General features: G+C 60.5%; 2 protein-coding genes. One reads left to right on the top strand and one right to left on the bottom strand.

Going from position 1 to position 1,338, the window contains the following annotated elements:
- Nucleotides 1–936 (bottom strand): serine hydroxymethyltransferase (gene glyA / locus Q0288_RS14660; RefSeq protein ID WP_299431899.1); only part of this gene is annotated, 936 nt, incomplete at its 3' end.
- A 220-nt stretch (nt 937–1,156) separates the two neighbouring features.
- Here glyA and Q0288_RS14655 point away from each other — a divergent pair.
- Nucleotides 1,157–1,338, top strand: a 182-nt coding sequence (locus Q0288_RS14655; RefSeq protein WP_299431896.1) for a hypothetical protein, incomplete at its 3' end; no start/stop codon positions are given.

Below are 1,338 nucleotides of genomic sequence, written 5' to 3'. Positions count from 1 at the left end.
GGTACCCCCCGAAACCACCCGGTAGCCACGTTTCTGAAGCTCTGCGGCCAGAGCCTGGGCGTTCTGGACGATCTGGGCCGAGTAGGTTTTAAACTCGGGGCGCAAGGCTTCGCCAAAAGCAATGGCTTTACCAGCGATAACGTGCTCGAGCGGCCCGCCCTGGGTTCCGGGAAAGATGGAGCGATCCAGGATGGCCGCAACCTCGAGGTCATTGGACATTATCAAGCCCGAGCGCGGCCCCCGCAGGGTCTTGTGGGTGGTCGAGGTGACCACATGAGCATAGGGCAGGGGCGAAGGGTGTAGCCCGGTGGCGACCAGCCCGGCGATATGGGCGATGTCGGCTACCAGGTAGGCCCCGACCTCGTCGGCTATCTGGCGGAAAGCCTGGAAGTCCAGGACTCGGCTGTAGGCGCTGGCTCCGCAGATGATCATTCTGGGGTGGTGCTCGAGGGCCAGGGTTCGCACATCCTCCATATGCAGTCGTTCGTCGCCGGGCCGCACCTTGTAGCCAAAAAACCGGTAGTTGAGGCCCGAGAAGTTGACTGGAGAGCCGTGGGTCAGGTGGCCCCCATGCGACAGATCCATGCCCAGCACGGTCTCACCGGGTTTGAGCAGGGCTGCATAAACCGCAATGTTGGCGCTGGAGCCAGAGTGGGGCTGGACGTTGGCCCAGGCTGCACCAAAGAGCTGTTTGGCCCGCTCGATGGCCAGGGTCTCGATCTGGTCTACAATCTCGCAACCACCGTACCAGCGCTTGCCGGGGTAGCCCTCGGCGTATTTGTTGGTCAACACGCTGCCTACGGCTTCGCGTACTGCAGCCGAGGTAAAGTTTTCCGAGGCGATCAGCTCGAGTCCGTTGCGCTGGCGCTCTTCTTCCTGCCGGATCAGGTCAAAGACCGGCTCGTCACGCAGAGGGGTTTTGGGGGTCTCGATCACCCTCCAAGTATAGCAATGGGGCGGTTGCTGATGCACCACACGCTCCAGCCCCCTGCGGGAGGCGGTGGTGACACCCTGCCGATTCGACACTGCCACCCAGAGTGTGCTGGCCGGTCACGGGATTTACCTGGGCGGGGGCTGAGATAAGGTTTGCGCTCCATCTGAATAACTGCCCGGATAGCAGTATGAATCTAATCCCCAGATCCGGTAAACTATCGTCATGAGTGTTCTGGGGCGTGTCTCTCTAATTCTGGGGCTGATCCTGCTAATTGTGGCGATTGTCCTGGCGACCATGAATTTTATCATCATCCGCGACTACCTCGTAGCCCTGGCGGCCCAGCGCAGCCGGGAGTTTTACAACGTAAACTCCCGACTCCTGATCACCTACCTGGTGTTTTTTGG

It is taken from the genome of uncultured Meiothermus sp., assembly GCF_937863175.1.
GTDB lineage: Bacteria > Deinococcota > Deinococci > Deinococcales > Thermaceae > Meiothermus.
Note: the sequence above shows the minus strand (reverse complement) of the source record. Positions and strands in the feature narration are given on the sequence as shown.